This is a genomic window from Streptomyces sp. B3I8 (assembly GCF_030816915.1).
In the GTDB taxonomy this organism is placed as follows: domain Bacteria; phylum Actinomycetota; class Actinomycetes; order Streptomycetales; family Streptomycetaceae; genus Streptomyces.
This window is the reverse complement of sequence record NZ_JAUSYN010000002.1, coordinates 6,419,083-6,439,333: the sequence shown is the minus strand read 5'-3', so window position 1 is coordinate 6,439,333 and position 20,251 is coordinate 6,419,083. Positions and strand designations below refer to the sequence as shown.

Sequence of the window (20,251 nt, the reverse complement as noted above, 5' to 3'; positions counted from 1 at the left end):
GGTGCTTCCCCGCCGCCGTCCTCGTCACCCGACCAGGACGGCGGCGGGGGCGGTGTCAGGACGCAAGCGTCCAGCGCTGGTTGCTGCCGCCCGAGCAGGTGTAGAGCTGGAGCTGGGTGCCGTTGGCGGTGCCGGCTCCCACGGCGTCGAGGCAGAGTCCGGACTGGACACCGACTACGGACCCGTCGGAGTTGAGACGCCACTTCTGGTTGTCGCCGCCCCAGCAGCTGTAGATCTGGATCTTGGCGCCGTTGCCGGTGCCGGCGGCGTCCAGGCACTTGTTTCCGTAGACCCGCAGCTCACCGGCGTCCGTCTGCTCCCACTTCTGGTTGTCGGCACTGTTGCAGTCGTACAGCTGGACCGCGGTGCCGTCCGAGGTGGCGGCGCCCGGCACGTCCACGCAACGGCCCGAACCGACGCCCTTGAGCTGTCCGCTCTGGCCGCCGTCGCCGCCGTCGCCGCCGTCGCCGTCGCCGCCGCCGGGCGAGGCGCTGTTGAGGGCGTTCAGGACGGAGGTGTACGCCGACTTCTTGTTGCCGTTGTTGTCGAACAGCAGCGGCGACTGGTCCGAGCGCCAGGAGTCACTGTCCCGCACACCCCAGACGGTGATGCCGAGGCAGCGCGAGACGGCCAGGCAGTCGTTGACCACGTTGGCGTACGTCGAGGCCGAGGCGCCCTGGATGTCGAGCTCGGTGATGGCCACGTCCACGCCGAGGGCGGCGAAGTTCTGCAGCGTGGTACGGAAGTTGCTGTCGTAGGGGCTGCCGCTGTTGAAGTGCGACTGGAAGCCGACGCAGTCGATCGGCACGCCGCGCGACTTGAAGTCGCGGACCATGTTGTACACGCCCTGGGTCTTGGCCCAGTTCCAGTTCTCGATGTTGTAGTCGTTGTAGCAGAGCTTGGCGGACGGGTCGGCGGCGCGCGCGGTGCGGAAGGCGACCTCGATCCAGTCGTTGCCGGTGCGCTGCAGGTTGGAGTCGCGACGGCCGCCCGAGTTGCCGTCGGCGAACGCCTCGTTCACGACGTCCCACTGTGCGATCTTGCCCTTGTAGTGGCCCATCACGCCGTTGATGTGGTCGATCATCGCCTGGCGCAGCGAGCTGCCGCTCAGGCTCTGCATCCACCCGGGCTGCTGGGAGTACCAGGCCAGGGTGTGGCCGCGCACCTTCTTGCCGTTCTGCACGGCCCAGTTGTAGATGCGGTCGGCGTTGGTGAAGTTGAACTGACCCCGCTGCGGCTCGGTGGCGTCGATCTTCATCTCGTTCTCGGCCGTCACCATGTTGAACTCACGGGACGCGATCGAGGTGTACGCCGAGTCGCCGAGCTTGCCCGAGGCGATGGCGGTGCCGAAGTAGCGGCCGCTCTGCGCCGCGGCGGCGCCGAGCGTGTTCTCGGCGGAGTGCGCGGGCGGCGGCGAGACCAGCGCGGCGACCAGGGCGAGGACGCCGGCGGCCAGCGCCACCAGCAGAACACGGCTCTTCCGTCTGGCGACGGGTCTGTCAAGGGCGTAGAAGCCCATGGCTGTGCCTCCGAAGGTAGGAACGAACGGAACCACCGGCACGCGGCGACGCGTACCTCTCCCGCCGCACAGGGCGTCGGGAATGTGTCGACAGGCGTCGACCTGCGTCAGGTGCGAGCCTCACCGGAACGAAGAACGGGGTGGCGCGTGGCGCGGGCGGGGTGGTGTGCGGGTGTGCGGTTCTGCGGACCTGTCGTGCGGATGTACGCGGCTCTGCCGGGCAGCACGGCCGCCCGGGTCATGCGTCCGAGATCTCGGCATGCGGTCGGTTCACCGACAGGATGATGACCAGATTGACGAGAGCTCGTCAACCGTGACGGCAGAATAATTTTCCGATTGCCACTCGAAAGTTTCGACAAGCCGGAAGTCGACGCCAACCCGCACGGTTTACTGCGCCGGCGAGTCATCGGCGGCATACGCAGGGGATTGTCCCTCGGCGGGCGGCATGTTACGCCTCGCGGAGTGACATCTCCCGCACGGAAGTCGACGGGAGGCCTTGACCTATGAGCCCCGCCTACCTAACTTGAGGCGTCGTGAAATCGAAGTGCCGTCGAAACTTTCGCCCATGTCCGACGCCCGTCTCGACACCCTCACGGCGCCCTTCTCAGTGCCCTTCTCAGTGCCCTTCTCAATGCCCGTCTCGGCGCCTGGATCGGCTCCCGTGGCGGGTCGGTGGCGAGTGGCGGGGGCTTCGACACCGGCCCGCCACCGGCCACCGGGACGCGCTCAGTCGGAGTTCATGGCGTCCACCAGGCTCTGGGGACGCATGTCGGTCCAGTTCTGCTCGATGAAGTCGAGGCACGCCTGGCGCGCCGCCTCGCCGAAGACCGGCTTCCAGCCGTCCGGCACGTCGACGAAGGTGGGCCACAGCGAGAACTGGCCCTCCTCGTTCCTCAGTACGAGGTAGTTGGCGTCCGCGTCCTCGAAGGGGTTCGTCATCCGTCGCTCCTGTCCGTGCACCCGGAGGTGGTGGGGGGTTCTTCCTGAAGGTCACCGCTTGTCGTGGACAGCCATGCGGCGACGGCGTTCCACAGCAGCGGGAGCATGGGGGGATCGGCCATCTCGTCGTGCGTGCAGGGCAGTCGGGCCTCGCTGATGCGGCCGGAGGTGTACGGCTGCCACATGGCCCGGCCCCAGCCGTCCTCGAGTTCGTCCGACGAGAGGAAGAGGACGTCGCCGTGGAACACGCGGGGACGGTGCTCCACGTAGACACGGGTGTTGTTCGCGATGATCCTCGCCCTGACCTCGGCCTCGGCCTCCGATATCTCGTTGCGGAAGTAGTCCGGGAGACCGGCGAGATCGTGGAGGGCGGGTGCCTCGTCCAGTACGTCCGCCTCCGTCGCCGTGTCCGTGTCGTCGGGGTCGAGTCCGGCGCGCTCCCACATCGCCCGGCGGAGTTGCTCGGCGGATCCCCGGCCCGTCTCGTCCGTGCCGGATGCATCCGCCATGTCGACGGGGGCGGGTGCGTACCCGCCCATGATGACGAGAGCCACCTCCTGGCCGTCCGCCCGCAGTTGCACGGCCATCTCGTGCGCCACCCGGCCGCCCATCGACCATCCCAGCAGGTGATACGGGCCCGACGGCTGCACGGAGCGCACTTCCCTGACGTACTCCTCCGCCATTTCCCTTATGGAGCCCGGTAGTTCGCCCGTACCCGCCGCACCGCCCCCGCCCGGCGCACTGCCCGCGCCGCCCGCGCCGTCGACGTAGCGCGCCTGCAGGCCGTACAGAGGGATGTCCGCAGGCACGAACGCGGCCAGCGGTGCGAAGCACCAGCTCAGTCCGGAGCGCGGGTGCACACAGAAGAGAGGCGGCCGGCTGCCGTGCGTCCGGATGGGGAGCAGCGTGCGAAGGGAGTCGTTCGTCGCGGGGAGGCTGAGACGGTGTGCGAGCCCCTCGACGCTGGGCGTTTCCATCAGCATCTGGACGGAGACGTCGACACCCATGACCGCGCGGATCCGCCGCACCAGTCTGACCGCGAGGAGTGAGTGCCCTCCGCGTTCGAAGAAGTTGTCCGTGACGCCGATGTGGGGCACGTCGAGTTCTTCGGCGAAGACCCGGCACAGGATCTCCTCCTGGACCGAGGAGGGCTGCCGGCCGGGAGCGGGCGCGGTGCGGTCCGGGGCGGGGAGTTCACGCCGGTCCAGTTTCCCGTTCGCCGTCAGCGGCAGGCTCTCCAGAACGACCAGTGCGGACGGCACCATGTGCTCCGGCAGCCTGGCGCCGAGGTGGGCGCGCAGGCCGGCGGTGTCGACATCGCCGACATGCCCCGGTGAGAGCACGAGGTATGCGACCAGACGCCGGTCCCCGGGGCGGTCCTCCCGTACCACCGCCGCCGCCCGGCCCACGGACGGGTGGGCGGCCAGCGCGGCCTCGACCTCGCCCAGTTCGATCCGGAAGCCGCGCACCTTCACCTGGTCGTCCGTGCGCCCCAGGTACTCCAGGTGCCCCTCCGCGGTCCAGCGGGCCAGGTCGCCGGTGCGGTACATGCGTGTCCCCGGGGAGAACGGACTGGCCACGAACCGCTGCGCGGTCAGCGCGGGCCGGCCGTGGTACCCCCGCGCCAGTTGGGCACCGGAGACGTACAACTCCCCCGCGACGCCCACCGGTACGGGCCGCAGAGCCGCGTCCAGGACGTGGACGCGGGTGTTCCACACGGGACGGCCGACGGGTGCGGCGCCCTGAGGCCAGGTCTCCCGGTCCGCCGGCAGGGTGTGGGCGGTCACCACATGGGTCTCGGACGGTCCGTAGTGGTTGTGCAGCATCGTCCCGGCTGCCCCGGCTGCCCCGGCTGCCCCGGCTGCCCCGGCTGCCCCGGCTACCCCGGCTACCCCGGCTACCCCGGCTACCCCGGCTACCCCGGCCGACTCGACTGCCCCGCACAGGTCACGGACCCTGTCGCCGAGCACGAGGGCCTCGCCGGCCTGAGCGACGTGCCGGAGCCGTGGCAGACCGGCGCCCCGCTCCGCCACGGCCTCGCCCAGGGCGTCCAGCAGCATGGTGGGGGCGTACAGCTCGGTGACCCGCTGCTCGTCGAGCCAGGTCACGAAGGCCTCCGGGTCACGCCGGGTCTCCTCGTCCGGTATCACGAGGGTCTTGCCGTCCAGGAGGGCCGAGAGGACCTCCTGGGCCGAGACGTCGAAACTGATCGCCGTGAACTGGGCGACGCGTGAGCCGGTTTCCGCGGGGACGGCGGACGCGTGCCAGGACAGCAGGTTGACCAGCGCGCCACCGGGCATCACCACTCCCTTGGGGCGCCCGGTCGATCCGGAGGTGTAGATCAGATAGGCGGGGTGCTGCGGCAGCAGCGGGCCGGTCCGGTCCCCGTCGTCCGGGGCGTCGGCCGCGAGGGCATCGAGTGCGGCGACGACGGCGGGGTCGTCCAGCAGCAACGTGGGCCCGGTGGCCAGGTGGCCGTCCGCCACTGTCGTGGTCGCTGTCGGCGTCAGCACGGGCCCGACGGCCGGGCGGCCGGCAACCACGGACGTGGTCAGCGTCAGTGATGGGCCGGCGTCGGCCAGCATGAAGGCGATCCGCTCGGCCGGGTACTCCGGGTCGATCGGCAGGTATCCGGCGCCCGATTTCAGCACCGCCAGCAGCGCGACGATCAGGTCCACCGAACGGGGCACGGCCAGCCCGACGATGTGCTCGGGCCCGACACCGCGACGGATGAGCAGCCGGGCCAGCCGGTTCGCGCGCCCGTCGAGCTCCGCGTACTTCACCTCGACACCGCCGAGGACCACCGCGACCGCGTCGGGATGCCGCGCGACCCGCGCCTGGAACAGCTCGGGCAGTGTGGCCGCGGGCACCTCGCGGGCGGTGTCGTTCCATTCCGCCACCAACCGGTGCCGCTCCTCCGCCGACAGCACCTCGACCTCGCCGACCCGCCGGTGCGGTCGGCCGGTGAGGGCGTCCAGGACGCGGACGAACCGGTCGGCCAGGGTCCGCACCGTGTCGTGGTCGAAGAGGTCGAGGGCGTAGTCGACACCACCGTGCAGACCGGCCGGACGACGACCGCCACCGGCACCGGCAACGCCGGCTTCGCCTCCGCCGTCCCCATCGCTGACGTCGGTATCGGCATCGGCATCGGCATCGGCATGGAAAGTCTCGCTCAGGCTGAAGAAGAGGTCGAACTTGGCGGGCGGTTCGCCGGTGGGGAAGGGTTCGGTGTGGATGCCGGGCAGGTCGAGGCCGGCCGGGGCGGTGTTCTGCAACGCGAGCATCACCTGGAACAACGGGTGCCGGGCCATCGACCGCGCCGGGGCGAGATCCTCCACCAACCGCTCGAAGGGCACATCCTGATGCGCGAACGCACCCAGACCGTTCTCCCGCACCCGCCCCAACAAAGCCGCGAACGTCGGATCACCCGACAGATCCGTCCGCATCACCAGCGTGTTCACGAAGAACCCGACCAGATCGTCCAACGCCTCATCCGTACGACCCGCCACCGGCGTCCCCACCGGAACATCCTCACCCGCACCCAACCGCGACAACAACACCGCAAGCGCCGCCTGCAGCACCATGAACACCGTCACACCCTCCGCACGCGCCACCTCCACCACCCGCGCATGCACCGACGCCGGCACACAGAACTCCACCCGCCCACCACGATGCGACGCCACCCCGGGCCGCGGACGATCCCACGGCAGCACCAACTCCTGCGGCACCCCGTCCAACGCCTCGCGCCAAAAACCCAACTGCTCACTCAGCACACCGCCCGGATCACCCTCCCCACCCAGCAACTCCCGCTGCCACAACGCGTAATCCGCGTACTGCACCCCCAACGCCACCCACCCCGGCACCCCACCCGCCACACGCGCCCGATACGCCACCGACACATCCCGCGCCAACGGCCCCATCGACCACCCGTCACCGGCGATGTGATGCACCACCATCAGCAGCACCCACTCGTCCGGCGCCACCCGCAGCAGCCGGGCCCGCAGCGGGATATCGGCCGCCAGGTCGAACACGCGCATCGCCAGCCCGGCGACCGTCCTCTCCAGGTCCGCCCGCGCCACCTCGGTCACCGGCAGGTCGAAGGATCCGGGCGGGGGCAGGATCCGCTGCCGGGGGGTGCCCTCGTCGGCGGCGATGACCGTCCGCAGCACCTCGTGCCGGCCCACCACGTCACCCAGCGCCGCCCGCAGCGCCCCGACGTCCAGCGCACCCGTCAACCGCAGAGCCACCGGAATGTTGTACGTCGCCGACGGCCCCTCCAGCTCCCCCAGGAACCACAACCGCTGCTGCGCGAACGACAACGGCAGCACGTCCGGCCGTGTCCTCGCCGTCAGCGCGGGACGTGCCGCATTCGAATCGGTGAGCTCGGTGAGCCGCCGCGCGAGTCCGGCCGCGGTCGGAGCTTCGAACAGCGCCCGCATCGGGAGTTCCACCCCCAGCACCGTCCGGGCCCTGTTGATCAGCTGTACGGCGAGGAGGGAGTGGCCGCCCAGTTCGAAGAAGTTGTCGTCCACACCGACCGCGGGCAGTCCCAGCACCTCGGCGAACGCCGAACACAACAACTCCTCCCGCACCGTCACCGGTGCTCGACCGGCACCGGTCGCCCGGTACTCCGGCGCGGGCAGGGCCTCGCGGTCCAGCTTGCCGTTCACCGTCAATGGCAACGACTCCAGCACCACCAACACCGACGGCACCATGTACTCCGGCAACACCCCCCGCACATACCGCCGCACAACAGCGACATCCACCCCCTCCAGCCCGCCCACCCCCCACGGACCACCCGCCGCCACCACATAACCCACCAGACGCCGATCCCCGGGACGGTCCTCCCGCACCACCACCACCGACCGGGCAACGGAGGCATGCGACACCAACGCGGCCTCCACCTCACCCAGTTCGATCCGGAAACCCCGCACCTTCACCTGATCATCCGTACGGCCGAGGAACTCCACCTGCCCGTCCGCGTTCCAGCGGGCCAGGTCACCGGTCCGGTACATCCGCTCCCCCGCACCCCCGTACGGATTCGCCACGAACCGCTCCGCCGTCAACCCCGGACGACCCAGATACCCACGCGCCAACCCCGCCCCCGCCAGATACAACTCCCCCGCCACACCCACCGGCACCGGCCGCAACGCCGAATCCAGCACATAGACGGCGGTGTTGACGACGGGTGTGCCGATGGGCGGTGTGGTGGGGTCCTCGGGGGACAAGGGGGCGGTGGTGGTGGCACAGACGGTTGACTCCGTCGGGCCGTAGGCGTTGACGAGCCGTCGTCCGGCCGACCACCCGGTGGCCAGGTTCCGGGTCAGTGCCTCGCCGGCGGTGACGAGGGTCGTGAGCGACGGCAGGCTGTCCGGCTCCATGAGCGCCAGTGCCGCGGGGGGCAGGGTGGCGTGGGTGACCGCGCGCTCGGCGACCAGGCGGACGAGCGCCGGCCCGGGGAGCAGGTCGTGGGACGCGGCCGACACCAGGCAGGCCCCGTTGCACAGGGCCATCACCGTCTCCCAGAGCGACGCGTCGAAGCTCATCGACGCGAACTGCAGCACCCGGCTGCCCGGCGCGAGCGCCAGTTCTCCGGCCTGTTCGGCCGCCATGCTCGGCAGCCCCCGGTGGGTGACGGCCACGCCCTTGGGGCGTCCGGTGGAACCCGAGGTGTAGATGATGTAGGCGGGGTGGGCGGGCAGCAGCGCGGCACGCCGCTCGGCATCGGTCGGGTCGGTGTCCGCGAAGTCGTGCAGTGCGGCGACGGTCCCGGGGTCGTCGACGGCCAGGAGCGGGACCCTCCCGTCGACGGCGGGACGGGAGGCGAGGTCCGTGCTGGTGAGCATGAGGAAGGGCCGGGCGTCGTCCAGGACATAGGCGATGCGCTCGGCCGGGTAGTCCGGGTCCACGGGCACGTACGCACCCCCGGCCTTGACCACCGCGAGGAGGGCGACGACCAGGTCGGCGGAGCGGTGCATCATCACGGCGACCGGCGACTCGGGGCCCACCCCCCGCTCGATCAGCAACCGGGCGAGCCGGTTGGCGCGGGAGTCGAGCTCCGCATACGTCAGCTCCACGTCCTCGAACACGAGGGCCGGCGCCCCGGGAGTGCGGGCGACCTGGGCCTGGAACAGCTCCGGCAGCGTGACCGCGGGCACCTCACGGGCGGAGGCGTTCCAGTCGACCAGGATACGGCGCCGCTCCACCGGCTCCAGGACCTCGACGGCTCCGACGTGCTGGTGCGGGGCCTCCTCCAGAGCGGTGACGACATGCTCGGCGGTGGTATGGACCATGGCGCACAGCGACGTGCCCGAGACGGGCGCGGCGGCCTGCACGGTGAGGGCGAAGCCGTCGCCGGTGTCGTCGACGCTCAGCCCGATCGGGTAGTTCGTCCGCTCCTGCTCGTGGAGCAGCTCGACGCCGTCGAGGCCGTGGTCCGCCGTCCCCGGCTCGGTGCTCCTGGAGTGCCGGTAGTTGAACAGGGAGGTGAACAACGGGCTGTCCGCCCTGATGCCGCTGGCCTGCCGGGCGAGTTTCAGGGGGGCGTGTTCGTGGACGAGCAGGTCCGCGAGCTGGTTCTGCACCGACCGGACCGTGTCCTCCACCCGCGTGTCGTGCGTCCGTACCCGGACCGGGAGGGAGTTGATGAACAGGCCCAGTACGCGGTCGGCCCCGCTTCCCGCGGCCATGCGGCCGAACAGGACGGTGCCGAAGACCACGTCGTCCCGGCCGGACGTGGCCGCCAGCACCCGTGCCCACACCACGTGCAGGATCGTGGCCGGGCTCACACCCAGTCGACGTGACTGTTCCCGCAGTCGCCGTGCGAGACCGGCGTCCATCACGCGGCGGGACTCGGTCACGTCGGTGCCGTCGCCGCGGACGTCGAGCAGGCCGAACGGGGCGGTCGGCTCGGTGACGTCACCGAGCAGTGCGGAGAAGTACCGCCGGTGCTCCTCCTGCGTCACCCGCAGACGGGCCTGGGCGACGAAGTTCCGGAACGGCAGGGGGGCGGGCAGGGTGTCCTCGCGGCCGGTGAGGAACGCCCGCACCTCGCGCAGCAGTACGTCGAGGGTGGTGTGGTCCGCGATCAGGTGGTGGGCCTGCACGAGTGCGAGCCACTGGCCGTTCACCGGGTTGGTCGCCGTGTACACGCGCAGCAGCGGTGCCCGGCCGACGTCCATCGATCCGGGGCACACGGCCCGCATCCGGCCGATCACGCCGTCCTCGGGACCGCCAGGGCCGTCGGGACCGTCGGAACGATCGGGACCGTCGTGGCTGTCGAGGCCGTCCTGACTGTCGGGGCCGTCGGGGCCGTCGGGGCCGTCGGGGCCGTCGGACAGGTCGACGGCCGTCACCGGGATCGTGGCACGGCGCGCCACCACCTGGACCGGTTCGCGCAGTCCCTCCCACAGGACGGCGGTCCGCAGGATGTCGTGCCGGTCGACGACCTTCTGAAGGGCGTCCACGAACCCGTCGAGGCGTTGCCGGGAGTCGAACCCCAACAGCACCGGCAGCACGTACACGTCGGCCGCGTCCGCCGTGTCGTCGGCCGTGTCGTCGGCCGTGTCGTCGGCCGTATGGGCGGACGCCCCCATCAGGTGGTGGAACAGGATCCCTTCCTGCAGCGGGGCCAGCGGGTACACGTCCGCCACGTTCCCGGCTCCGCCGGGGGTCAGGGCCACGATCCGGTCGATCTCCCCGTGGGTCAGGTCCACCAAGGGGAACATGTCGGGCGAGAGGGCCGTGGCGCCGTCCGGTATCCGGTTGTCCGGGACCGTCACCTCGGCCCGGCCGCCCGCCGCGGCAAGACCGGCCGCCGTCGGCGCCGCGAACAGCGACCGTACGTCGACGGACATCCCCCTGGTGCGCAGCAGCTCGACCACCCGCACCGCGAGGAGGGAGTGGCCGCCCAGCTCGAAGAAGTTGTCGTCCACGCCGACCGCGGGCAGTCCCAACACCTCGGCGAACACCGAGCAGAGGATCTCCTCCTCCACCGTGGCAGGGCCGCGGCCCCGCTCACCCGTCCGGTAGTCCGGGGCGGGCAGGGCCTTGCGGTCGAGCTTGCCGTTCACCGTCAGGGGCAGCGTGTCCAGCACCACCAGCGCCGACGGCACCATGTACTCCGGCAGCGTGCCCGCGAGATGGGCGCGGAGGGCCACGGTGTCGACGTCGCCCGTGCGACCGGTGGACGGAACGAGGTATCCGACCAGCCGCCGGTCACCGGGGCGGTCCTCCCGCACCACCACCGCGGACCGGGCAACGGCGGGGTGCGCGGTCGCCGCGGCCTCCACCTCACCCAGTTCGATCCGGAAGCCACGGATCTTCACCTGGTCGTCCGTACGGCCGAGGTATTCGACCTGCCCGTCCGCGTTCCAGCGGGCGAGGTCGCCGGTGCGGTACATCCGCTCGCCCGGACCGCCGTACGGGTTGGCGACGAACCGTTCCGCCGTCAGCCCCGGCCGGCCCAGATACCCGCGGGCGAGGCCCGCCCCGGCGACGTACAGTTCACCCGCCACTCCCGGCGGCACCGGCCGCAGGGCCGCGTCCAGCACGTACACCAGGGTGTTGGGGACGGGGACGCCGATGGGCGGGCCGGCGGGTCCGGTGGCGGACATGGGTCCTCCGTCGGACAGCGGGCCGGCGGTGGTCGCGCAGACGGTTGACTCCGTCGGACCGTAGGCGTTGACGAGCCGACGGCCGACCGACCAGCCGGCGACCGCGCCCTGACCGAGAGCCTCGCCGCCACTGACGAGGGTCGTGAGCGACGGCAGGCTGTCCGGCTCCATGAGCGCCAGCGCGGCGGGCGGCAGCAACGCGTGGGTGACCGCGCGCTCGGCGACCAGGCGGACGAGCGCCGGCCCGGGGAGCAGATCGTGCGACGCGGCCGACACCAGGCAGGCCCCGTTGCACAGGGCCATCACCGTCTCCCAGAGCGACGCGTCGAAGCTCATCGACGCGAACTGCAGCATCCGGCTCCCGGAGGTGATCCCCAGGTCCTCGGCCTGCGCGACGGTCAGGCTCGGCAGCCCCTGGTGGGTGACGGCCACGCCCTTGGGGCGTCCGGTGGAGCCGGAGGTGTAGATGATGTAGGCGGGGTGGGCGGGCAGCAGCGCTCCACGACGTTCGGCATCGGTCGGGTCGGTGTCCGAGAGATCCTGGAGTGCGGCGACGGTTCGGGGGTCGTCGACGGCGAGATGGGGCGGCTTCCCCTCGGCGGGGCGGGGGGCCAGGTCCGCGCTGGTGAGCACCAACAGGGGCCTGGCGTCGTCCAGGACATAGGCGATGCGCTCGGCCGGGTAGTCCGGGTCGACGGGGAGATAGGCGCCCCCGGCCTTGACCACCGCGAGGAGGGCGACGACCAGGTCGGCGGAGCGGTGCATCATCACGGCGACCGGCGACTCGGGGCCCACCCCCCGCTCGATCAGCAACCGGGCGAGCCGGTTGGCGCGGGAGTCGAGCTCCGCATACGTCAGCTCCACGTCCTCGAACACGAGGGCCGGCGCCCCGGGAGTGCGGGCGACCTGGGCCTGGAACAGCTCCGGCAGCGTGACCGCGGGCACCTCACGGGCGGAGGCGTTCCAGTCGACCAGGATACGGCGCCGCTCCGCCGGCTCCAGGACCTCGACGGCTCCGACGTGTTGATGCGGGTGGCCGGTGAGGGCGTCCAGGACGCGGACGAACCGGTCGGCCAGGGTCCGCACCGTGTCGTGGTCGAAGAGGTCGAGGGCGTAGTCGACACCACCGTGCAGACCGGCCGGACGACGACCGCCACCGGCACCCGCCGCGGTGCCCGTCGCAGTGCCTGTCGCTGGGCCTGTCGCTGCGCCCGTCGCGGTGCCCGGTTCCGAGGGCTCGAAGGTTTCGTCCAGGACGAACGACAGGTCGAACTTGGCCACCGGCTCCCCCATGGGCAGGGGTTCGGTGTGGATGCCGGGCAGGTCGAGGCCGGCCGGGGCGGTGTTCTGCAACGCGAGCATCACCTGGAACAACGGGTGCCGGGCCATCGACCGCGCCGGGGCGAGATCCTCCACCAACCGCTCGAAGGGCACATCCTGATGCGCGAACGCACCCAGACCGTTCTCCCGCACCCGCCCCAACAAAGCCGCGAACGTCGGATCACCCGACAGATCCGTCCGCATCACCAGCGTGTTCACGAAGAACCCGACCAGATCGTCCAACGCCTCATCCGTACGACCCGCCACCGGCGTCCCCACCGGAACATCCTCACCCGCACCCAACCGCGACAACAACACCGCAAGCGCCGCCTGCAGCACCATGAACACCGTCACACCCTCCGCACGCGCCACCTCCACCACCCGCGCATGCACCGACGCCGGCACACCGAACTCCACCCGCCCACCACGATGCGACGCCACCCCGGGCCGCGGACGATCCCACGGCAGCACCAACTCCTGCGGCACCCCGTCCAACGCCTCGCGCCAAAAACCCAACTGCTCACTCAGCACACCGCCCGGATCACCCTCCCCACCCAGCAACTCCCGCTGCCACAACGCGTAATCCGCGTACTGCACCCCCAACGCCACCCACCCCGGCACCCCACCCGCCACACGCGCCCGATACGCCACCGACACATCCCGCGCCAACGGCCCCATCGACCACCCGTCACCGGCGATGTGATGCACCACCATGGCCAGGACATGCTCGTCGGGTCCGACCTCGAACAGCCGCGCCCGCAGCGGGATCTCGGTGGCGAGGTCGAAGTGGTGACCGGCGACCTCGGCGAGTGCGGACCCGAGGTCCGTCACCCGCTCGACCGGGAGGGACACCTTCGCCTCCTCGACCGCGAGGATGCGTTGCCGGGGCTGCGCGTCCACCGTGGTGAACACCGTCCGCAGCACCTCGTGCCGGCCCACCACGTCACCCAGCGCCGCCCGCAGCGCCCCGACGTCCAGCGCACCCGTCAACCGCAGAGCCACCGGAATGTTGTACGTCGCCGACGGCCCCTCCAGCTCCCCCAGGAACCACAGCCGCTGCTGCGCGAACGACAACGGCAGCACGTCCGGCCGTTCGGCACGCACCAACGGTCGTCGCCGCTCACCGGAGGACGTCAGACGCTCCGCCAGGACAGCCGGGGTGGGCGCCTCGAAGACCGTCCGGACGGGCACCTCGACCCCGAAGACCGAGCGGATACGGCTCACCAGCCGCGTCGCCAGCAGCGAGTGCCCGCCCAGTTCGAAGAAGTTGTCGTCCACACCGACCGCGGGCAGTCCCAGCACCTCGGCGAACGCCGAACACAACAACTCCTCCCGCACCGTCACCGGTGCTCGACCGGCACCGGTCGCCCGGTACTCCGGGGCGGGCAGGACCTCGCGGTCGAGCTTGCCGTTCACCGTCAACGGCAACGCGTCCAGTACCACCGACGCCGACGGCACCATGTACTCCGGCAGCACCGCACCGAGGTGGGCACGCAGGGCCACGGTGTCGACACCGCCGGCGTGAGCGGCGGCGGGCACCAGGTAGGCGACCAGACGCCGGTCACCGGGACGGTCCTCCCGCACCACCACCGCCGCTCGCCCCACGGACGGATGCGCGGCCAGAGCCGCCTCGATCTCACCCGGCTCGATCCGGAAACCCCGCACCTTCACCTGATCGTCGGTCCGCCCGAGGTATTCCAGCTCACCGTCGGCCCTCCACCGGGCGAGGTCACCGGTGCGGTACATCCGCTCCCCGGGACCGCCGTACGGGTTGGCGACGAACCGTTCCGCCGTCAGCCCCGGCCGCGCCAGGTACCCGCGCGCCAGCTGGGCCCCGGCGAGGTACAGCTCACCGGCCACTCCTTGCGGTACCGGCCGCAGTGCCGGGTCCAGGACGAGAACTCCGGTGTGCGGGGCGGGCCGGCCGATGGGGACGCCACCCGTCGCGTCCGGGTCACCGGGGCGGAGGGTGAAGGTGACGCATCCGACGGCCGCCTCGGTCGGGCCGTACTCGTTGGTGACGAGGACGTCGGGGTGCGCGGACCGCCACCGTCCGAGCTGTTCGCCCGTGAGGTGCTCGCCGCCGACGACGAGGTCTCCCCGGGGGAAGGACTCGGCGAGCTCCTCCGACAGCAGGCCCAGGTGGCTGGGGGTCACCTTGAGGAAGGTGGGCGCCGGTCCGGCGGGAAGCCCTTCCCGGATGTCCGCGAGGTACAGGGTGCCGCCCGAGAGCAGGGTGCCGTACAGCGGTGTGACGGTCAGGTCGAAGGCGACCGAGGAGTGCAGCAGGGTCCGGCCACTCAGGCCGGGGTACGCGTCGACGGCCCAGTCGAGGTAGTGGGTGACTGCCGCGTGACTCACCACGACGCCCTTGGGCCGCCCCGTGGAGCCGGAGGTGTAGATCACGTAGGCGGGATGGTCGGGCAGGAGTGCCGCCCCCCGCTCGTGCCGCGTGAGGTTCTCCCCGGGCAGCGTGGCCAGGGCGGCCGCGGTGTCCGGGGAGAACCTCACGACGCGTGCCGCGGCGTCCCCCGCCGCGTCGGTTCGGGCCCGTTGGGTGACCAGCACCGCGACCCGGGCATCGCGCAGCATGTGGGCGATGCGGTCGGCGGGATGGGCCGGGTCGATCGGGACGTAGGCGGCACCGGTCTTGAGCACCGCGAGGAGCGTGACGACAAGGTCGGCGGAGCGGTCCATCAGCACCGCCACGCGCGCCTCCGGCCGGGCTCCCTCGGCGAGCAGGGCGCGGGCCAGCCGGTTGGCGCGCGCGTTCAGCTCCGCGTAGGTCAGCTCGGTGTCGTCGGCGACGACCGCGATCGCGTCGGGGGCGCGCGCGGCCTGGACCTCGAAGCGTTCGACCAGCGTGGCCCGCGGTCCGTCGGGGGCGGTGTCGTCGTTCCACGGCGGCAGGAGCCGTTCCCGCTCCCCCGGGTGCAGGATGTCGACGCGGTCGACGGGTGTCGACGGGTCCGCGGTCACCGCCTCCAGGACCAGGAGGAAACGCCGTACGAGCGCCTCGGCACTCGCCTGGTCGAACAGGTCCGTGGCGTAGGTGAGCAGTCCGGTCAGGCCGGCCGCGGTGCCGTCGTCGCCGGCCCGTTCGGCGATCTGGAAGTCCAGGTCGAACTTGGCCGGGAGGGCATTCACGGGCAGTGTCTCGACGTCCAGTCCGGGCAGGTCGAGGGGGGCCGCCGCGGTGTTCTGCAGGGTGAGCATGACCTGGAACAGCGGGTGGCGGGCCATCGACCGCGCCGGGGCGAGATCCTCCACCAGCCGCTCGAACGGCACGTCCTGGTGCGTGTAGGCGCCGAGGTCCGTCTCCCGTGTGCGGGCCAGCAGTTCCAGGAAGGTCGGGGCGCCGGACAGGTCCGAGCGCAGGACGAGGGTGTTGACGAAGAACCCGACCAGATCGTCCAGCGCCTCGTCTGTGCGGCCGGCGATCGAGGTGCCGAGGGGGATGTCGTCACCGGCCCCGAGCCGGTGGAGCAGGACGGCCAGTGCCGCCTGCACCACCATGAACACCGTGACGCCCTCCGCCCTGGCCAGCTCCACCAGGGCGGCATGGACGCGGGCATCGACGGTCAGTTCGACCTTTCCGCCCCGGTGCGAGGAGAGCGCGGGGCGCGGCCGGTCGAACGGCAGGGTCAGTTCCTGGGGCAGACCGGCCAGCGCCTCGCGCCAGTGGTCGAGCTGCCGGGCCAGCACACTGTCCGCGTCGCCCTCCTCGCCCAGCAGCTCCCGCTGCCACAACGCGTAGTCCGCGTACTGCACCGACAACGTTGCCCATGCCGGGGCGCGACCGGCCCGGCGAGCCGTGTAGGCGGCCGACAGGTCACGCGCCAGCGGGGCCTGGGACCAGCCGTCACCCGCGATGTGATGCACGACGATCACCAGGACGTGCTCGTCGGGCCCGGTCTCGAGCAGCAGGGCCCGCAACGGGATCTCGGTGGCGAGAGCGAAACGGTGGCCCGCGACCTCCGCGAGGGCGCCGTCGAGATCGGTCACCTGCCGAACGGGCAGCGACACTGCGGCCTCGTCCAGGGTGAGGACGCGCTGGTACGGCTCCCCGTCCACCGTGGCGAACACCGTCCGCAGCACCTCGTGCCGGTCCACCAGATCCCGCAGGGCGTTCTCCAGGGCGACGACGTCCGGCGCACCGATCAGGCGCAGGGCGAGGGGGATGTTGTACGTCGCCGACGGCCCCTCCAGCTCCCCCAGGAACCACAACCGCTGCTGCGCGAACGACAACGGCAGCACGTCCGGCCGTTCGGCACGCACCAACGGTCGTCGCCGCTCACCGGAGGACGTCAGACGCTCCGCCAGGACAGCCGGGGTGGGCGCCTCGAAGACCGTCCGGACGGGCACCTCGACCCCGAAGACCGAGCGGATACGGCTCACCAGCCGCGTCGCCAGCAGCGAGTGCCCGCCCAGTTCGAAGAAGTTGTCGTCCACACCGACCGCGGGCAGTCCCAGCACCTCGGCGAACGCCGAACACAACAACTCCTCCCGCACCGTCACCGGCCCCCGACCGGCACCGGTCACCGCATACTCCGGAACGGGCAACGCCCCGCGGTCCAGCTTGCCGTTCACCGTCAACGGCAACGACTCCAGCACCACCAACACCGACGGCACCATGTACTCCGGCAACACCCCCCGCACATACCGCCGCACAACAGCGACATCCACCCCCTCCAGCCCGCCCACCCCCCACGGACCACCCGCCGCCACCACATAACCCACCAGACGCCGATCCCCGGGACGGTCCTCCCGCACCACCACCACCGACCGGGCAACGGAGGCATGCGACACCAACGCGGCCTCCACCTCACCCAATTCGATCCGGAAACCCCGCACCTTCACCTGATCATCCGTACGGCCGAGGAACTCCACCTGCCCGTCCGCGTTCCAGCGGGCCAGGTCACCGGTCCGGTACATCCGCTCCCCCGCACCCCCGTACGGATTCGCCACGAACCGCTCCGCCGTCAACCCCGGACGACCCAGATACCCACGCGCCAACCCCGCCCCCGCCAGATACAACTCCCCCGCCACACCCACCGGCACCGGCCGCAACGCCGAATCCAGCACATAGACGGCGGTGTTCCAGATCGGACGCCCGATGGGGACACCGCTGCCCCGGCTGTCGTTGTCGCACGTCCACGCGGTGACCTCGACCGACGCCTCGGTGGGACCGTAGAGGTTGTGCAGCGGCACGCCGAGGACGTCCTGGAACTGTTCGACGACCTCGCCGGTGAGGGCCTCGCCGCTGCAGAACACGGCGCGCAGGTCGGTGCATCCGGCGGCGGCGGGTTCGCGGAGGAAGACCTGCAGCAGGGACGGGACGAAGTGCGCGAGGGTGACGCGTTCGCGCTGGATCAGCTCGGCCAGGTATCCGGGGTCGCGGTGGCCCGAGGGCCTGGCGACCACGACCGTCGCCCCGTGCAGGAGCGGCCAGAAGAACTCGCGTACCGACACGTCGAAGCCGAAGGGTGTCTTCTGCAACACCCGGTCGGAGGCGGTCAGTTCGTACGTGCCCTGCATCCATGTCAGCCAGTTGACGACCCCCGCGTGAGGTACGGCCACGCCCTTGGGGCGTCCGGTGGAACCCGAGGTGTAGATGATGTAGGCGGGGTGGGCGGGCAGCAGCGCTCCACGACGTTCGGCATCGGTCGGGTCGGTGTCCGAGAGATCCTGGAGTGCGGCGACGGTTCGGGGGTCGTCGACGGCGAGATGGGGCGGCTTCCCCTCGGCGGGGCGGGGGGCCAGGTCCGCGCTGGTGAGCACCAACAGGGGCCTGGCGTCGTCCAGGACGTAGGCGATGCGCTCGGCCGGGTAGTCCGGGTCCACGGGCACGTACGCACCCCCGGCCTTGACCACCGCGAGGAGGGCGACGACCAGGTCGGCGGAGCGGTGCATCATCACGGCGACCGGCGACTCGGGGCCCACCCCCCGCTCGATCAGCAACCGGGCGAGCCGGTTGGCGCGTGCGTGGAGGTCCGCGTACGTGATCCCGACGCCCTCGAAGACCACCGCGACCGCGTCGGGGGTGCGGGCGGCCTGCGCCCGCAGCAACTCCGCCAGCGTCGCCGCGGGCACCACCCGGGCGGTGTCGTTCCACTCCTCGAGGACGAGACGCTGCTCGGAGGGGCTCATCAGCGTGATCCGGTGAACGTGTTCCTCCGCGGCGGCGTGCGCCAGCCAGTCGAGCACGTCGAGGAATGCCGCGGCGTGCTCGCGCACGGCCTCCGTGTCGTAGAGCTCCGGACTGCCCTCGGCCACCACGGACATGCTGCCGTCGGAGGACCTGTCGTACACCGATATCGACAGGTCGTCGAAATTGATTCCGCCGAGCGAGTGCGCACGGCTGGAGGCGTCGCCGAATGCCAGGTCGTAGTCGAAGGAGACGATATTGACGAGGAGCGGATAGATTCCGCCGCCGCCCACGAGTTTCAGGTCCCTGAGGATGTCCTCGTAGCGGTACCGCTGATGCTTCAGAGCGTCTCGCATCCCGCGGGAAACCTGCTTCACGAGTTCCCGTACGGTGTCCTTCGGCCGCACCGCGAGGCGCAGGGGAATGATGTTCGCCGTCATTCCCGGTATGTCGCGCAGTGCGGTCCTCCGGCCCAGTACGGGAACGCCGAGGACGATGTCCTCCTGCCCGGTGGCGCGGTGCAGGTATGCGGCGTTCGCGGCCAGGGCCAGGCCCGAGAGGCTCGTTCCGAGGCGGCGGGCGGCGTTCCGGAGTTCCGCGGCGGCGTCGGCCGGGATGTGGAGCGTATGGCGTGTCAGCTCATGGGGTGTGCCGGAGGGCTCCCGGCCGCTCAGACTGACCGCCCGCGGGAGGTCGGTGAGTCGTTCCGTCCAGTACTGCCGGTCCAGTTCGAAGTCCGTGGAGGCCCGGTATTCGGCGTCGGCGTCCATCAATACGGAACTCGACGGGACCGTACCGTCGGGCAGGGGTTCGCCGGCCGACAACGCCGTGTAGACGGCGGCCACTCGGGAGGCGATGCGGGAGCCCGCGAGTCCGTCCGCGACGATGTGGTGAATGCGCTGGTACCAGAAGAAGAGGTCTTCTTCCACCTTGAACAGGGCTTCGGTGAACAGTGCGCCGTCACGCAGGTCCACCGGCCGTCGTAAGTCCGCCAGCATCCATTCGGCGGCACGGGCGGGCGGGTCGTCGGCGCCGCTCACATCGACCATGTGGAAAGGCCAGTCGGTAGGCGGATCGGCATACTGGCGGGGGGTTCCGTCCGGGGCCTCCTCGAAGCGCAGGGCGAAACAGTCGATCGCGGAGACGGCGGTCCGCACGGCCTTCTCGAATAAGACCGGGTCGACCTTTCCCCGAATCTCGAGGTATTCGGCCATGTTGTAGATCGGGTTGTCCGGATCCAGTTGTTGCGCATGCCATACGCCGAGCTGTCCGGCCATCAGGTCACGACGGCCACCACGCGATCCAGACATCCCACACCCCGGTCAATGCTCGCGCTCCGAACAGGAGCAATTACGTGAAGCAATTTGACGGTCATGCCGATTCGCTTCACCTTCTCAAGGGGTAGTGGAAGTGTCAACCATCCTTGGGAATTGGGGGCTAAGGGCGATTGATGCCCTTTCGCGACGGTCGATTGGCACCACTTCGCACCGTTCATCACCAGCTCCCGCCGGACGAAGGCTCACGGAATCTCCACACCTCCGGGAATTTCTCGTGTCACCAATTGATGCCACGGCCCCACGAAATGTGGACGACGTTCGCCTGGCATATACATGACCACTCTGACGACCGAATACCCGGCAATGCGAACAGCGTCTCCGCGGCCCGGGACGGATCGTCCGCCGAGGTACCGGGGCCCGGTATTCGCGGGCA

General features: G+C 70.9%; 3 protein-coding genes. All 3 read right to left on the bottom strand.

The window, feature by feature from the left end:
• Positions 1-55: 55 nt before the first annotated feature.
• The 3 genes from QFZ64_RS30665 to QFZ64_RS30655 all read right to left on the bottom strand — a co-directional run bounded on the left by QFZ64_RS30665 (position 56) and on the right by QFZ64_RS30655 (position 19,851).
• Positions 56-1,519, bottom strand: a complete 1,464-nt coding sequence (locus QFZ64_RS30665; protein WP_307070718.1) for an endo-1,4-beta-xylanase — start codon at positions 1,517-1,519, stop codon at positions 56-58.
• Between the two features lie 726 nt (positions 1,520-2,245).
• The gene (locus tag QFZ64_RS30660) at positions 2,246-2,458 is read right to left on the bottom strand and encodes an MbtH family protein (RefSeq protein ID WP_307070717.1); all 213 of its coding nucleotides are present in this window, start codon (positions 2,456-2,458) and stop codon (positions 2,246-2,248) included.
• Positions 2,455-19,851: a non-ribosomal peptide synthetase gene (locus tag QFZ64_RS30655; protein WP_307070716.1), complete on the bottom strand. Its 17,397-nt coding sequence runs from the start codon at positions 19,849-19,851 to the stop codon at positions 2,455-2,457. Before QFZ64_RS30655 ends, QFZ64_RS30660 begins: the two co-directional genes overlap by 4 nt.
• Positions 19,852-20,251: the final 400 nt, after the last annotated feature.

Excerpts from the sequence above, each read along its gene's own strand:
- QFZ64_RS30665 (WP_307070718.1), bottom strand. The coding sequence starts at position 1,519 with ATGGGCTTCTACGCCCTTGACAGACCCGTCGCCAGACGGAAGAGCCGT.
- QFZ64_RS30660 (WP_307070717.1), bottom strand. The coding sequence starts at position 2,458 with ATGACGAACCCCTTCGAGGACGCGGACGCCAACTACCTCGTACTGAGG.
- QFZ64_RS30655 (WP_307070716.1), bottom strand. The coding sequence starts at position 19,851 with ATGTCTGGATCGCGTGGTGGCCGTCGTGACCTGATGGCCGGACAGCTC.